This is a genomic window from Petrotoga halophila DSM 16923 (genome assembly GCF_002924615.1).
This window is the reverse complement of record NZ_JALY01000041.1, coordinates 1-2,769: the sequence shown is the minus strand read 5'-3', so window position 1 is coordinate 2,769 and position 2,769 is coordinate 1. Positions and strand designations below refer to the sequence as shown.

2 protein-coding genes and 3 tRNA genes are annotated in these 2,769 nt (G+C 37.3%); 3 read left to right on the top strand and 2 right to left on the bottom strand.

All coding sequences use genetic code 11. From position 1 onward, the window contains the following. Positions 1–142 precede the first annotated feature (142 nt). The 3 genes from AA81_RS01745 to AA81_RS01735 all read left to right on the top strand — a co-directional run bounded on the left by AA81_RS01745 (position 143) and on the right by AA81_RS01735 (position 408). Positions 143–218, top strand: a tRNA-Lys gene (locus tag AA81_RS01745). A 17-nt stretch (positions 219–235) separates the two neighbouring features. After that, positions 236–323: transfer RNA gene (locus AA81_RS01740), tRNA-Leu, on the top strand. 10 nt (positions 324–333) lie between these two features. Further along, positions 334–408 (top strand) — tRNA-Gly (locus AA81_RS01735). Positions 409–460: 52 nt separating this feature from the next. Here the strand turns inward: AA81_RS01735 and pruA are convergent. Then, positions 461–2,092 carry an L-glutamate gamma-semialdehyde dehydrogenase gene (gene pruA / locus AA81_RS01730; RefSeq protein ID WP_211292624.1) on the bottom strand — a complete coding sequence of 544 codons (1,632 nt, stop codon included), beginning with the start codon at positions 2,090–2,092 and terminating at the stop codon, positions 461–463. A 23-nt stretch (positions 2,093–2,115) separates the two neighbouring features. Beyond that, positions 2,116–2,769: NAD(P)/FAD-dependent oxidoreductase (locus AA81_RS01725; protein WP_146050320.1), on the bottom strand; the 654-nt coding region annotated here is incomplete at its 5' end.

Sequence of the window (2,769 nt, the reverse complement as noted above, 5' to 3'; positions counted from 1 at the left end):
ACTGTCAAACTCAGGAAAAAACAATGAATATTAAACTCAATTTTACTTGTTGTTTTAACTTTAGACTTGACAAAAGTGTTGTGAGCGGTTATAATATTCAACGGTTGCAAAAAAAGAATTTTGATATATGTAACTACTAAGTGACCCGCTAGCTCAGCTGGTAGAGCATTTGACTTTTAATCAAAGGGTCCTGGGTTCGAATCCCAGGCGGGTCACCATTTTTTTATAGTTATTAGCGCGAGTGGCGGAACTGGCAGACGCGCAGGACTTAGAATCCTGTGGATTTATAATCCGTGTGGGTTCAAGTCCCACCTCGCGCACCAGCCAAATATTGCGGATATAGCTCAGCGGTAGAGCACTTGCTTGCCAAGCAAGGGGTCGTGGGTTCGAATCCCATTATCCGCTCCAACAAAAAAGTCCCCTGGTGGGGACATTTTCTTTACCTGCCGTGAGGCTGTCTTCATTCTTCTTTCATGAATGGATATTTGAAATCTTTTGGTGGAGCAAAATTTTCTTTAATTGCTCTGGTGGAAACCCATCTTAAAAGGTTTATAACGCTTCCAGCTTTGTCGTTTGTTCCTGAAGCCCTTGAACCACCAAACGGTTGTTGAGCTACTACAGCACCTGTAGGTTTATCGTTGATGTAAAAGTTCCCGGCAGCGTTAACGAGTACTTCTTCTGCCTTTTTAATAGCATTTCTATCTTGAGCGAAGATCGCTCCAGTCAAACCATAGGGTGAAGTTTCATCACATAATTTCAATACACTGTCAAATTCTTTTGCATCGTAAACGTAAATACTCAAAACAGGGCCGAATATTTCTTCTACCATAGTTTTAAACTTTGGATTAGTAGTTAATATTACAGTTGGCTCAATGAAATATCCAATAGAATCATCACACTTTCCACCATAGATTATTTCTGCTTCATTACTTTCCTTTGCAAAATCTATGTAACTTTTTATCTTATCAAAAGCCTCTTTGTCAATTACAGCATTCATAAAGTTGGTGAAATTTTCTGGAGAGCCGATTTTAATTTCTTTCAAATTTTCGATCAAATTTTCTTTTACCTTCGGCCAGATGTTGTTAGGTATATAAGCTCTTGAGACAGCCGAACATTTTTGACCTTGATATTCAAAGGCTCCCCTAATTAGCGCTGTTGCCAGTGTTTCTATTTCACTACTTTCGTGTGCAATCACAAAGTCTTTTCCACCTGTTTCCCCTACTATTCTTGGGTAAGTTTTGTAATTTCTTATGTTCTTCCCAATTGTTTCCCACATATTTTGAAATGTTGGAGCTGAACCAGTGAAATGTAATCCCGTAAAGTTAGGATCTTTAAAAACTATACTTCCAATTTTGGACCCTGAACCAGGTATGAAATTTATTACGCCATCGGGTAAGCCGGCTTCTTGTAGCAATTTCATGAAGAAGTATGCAGAATATACAGCTGAAGAAGCAGGTTTCCACAAAACCGTATTTCCCATGATAGCAGGTGCCGTGGGTAGGTTTCCTGCTATAGAAGCGAAATTAAATGGAGTAACTGCGAAAACGAATCCTTCTAAAGGCCTATACTCTAATCTATTCCATACACCTTTGATAGATTTTGGTTGATCCATGTATATCTTTGTTGCATAGTATGAGTTGAATCTTAAAAAGTCTATCAATTCGCAGGCTGAATCTATTTCTGCTTGAAAAACATTTTTGCTTTGACCGAGCATGGTTGCTGCATTTAATGTTGATCTCCAACTTGTGGATAATAGTTCAGCTGCTTTTTTGAAAATGGATTGTCTATCAACCCATGAAAATTTATCCCACATTTTCTTTGCCTCTAAGGAACTTTTTATTGCCATTTCGATTTCTTTTTCACTAGCTTTGTGATATTCTGCTAAGACATAGTTATGATCATGTGGCATAACACATCTTCCAAGATCACCGGTTCTTACTTCTTTCCCACCTATTATAAGAGGTATTTCGATTTTATCGTTTTTTAGTTTGGAAAGTTTTTCCTTCAATTCTTTTTTTTCTTTACTTCCCGGCTCATAGTTTAAAATTGGCTCATTTTCAGGCATTTCGTAAATAGGTATTGAGTTGTTCAAAATTGATTCCTCCTTTTTAAGTTTTATACAACAGAGGGCTCTTCAATGATTTCTCCTCTGTTGAATCTTTCTAAATCTAAAATGACATCGTATGTTAATTTATCACCTGTAACCATATCTGCCATTAGAATTCCAACAGCTGGTGCAAGCATGAAACCATGTCCACTGAATCCACAAGCAACATATAGACCTTCTACCTGGTTAATCTGTGATACTATTGGTTGTCTATCTGGCGAAATGTTGTATAAACCCGCCCATTGCCTAATGATGCGGATATTTTTAAGAGGAGGCAATAACCACGTTGCCTTTTTTGACATAGTTTCAAGAAACTCCCATGAACTTTCCATATTGTAACTAGGTTGTTCGTTCTCAGGCCCATAACCCATAATGAAGCTCCCAACAGGCTCTTGTTGACAGTAGATATTGTAAGAGAAGGACATTAGCATTGGATCCAGTATACTTTTAACAGATTCTGTTACCAATATTTCGTGTCTTTCAGAGTAAATAGGTAGATCTATTTTAGCCATTTTAGTTATATTCTGTGTCCATCCTCCTGCAGCTACAACTACCTTTTTACATTCTATGAAACCTTTATTTGTTTGTACCCCTAGTAATGCATCGTTTTTAGTTTTTATATCTTTGACTTCGGTAAATTTATTTATTTCCACACCTAATCT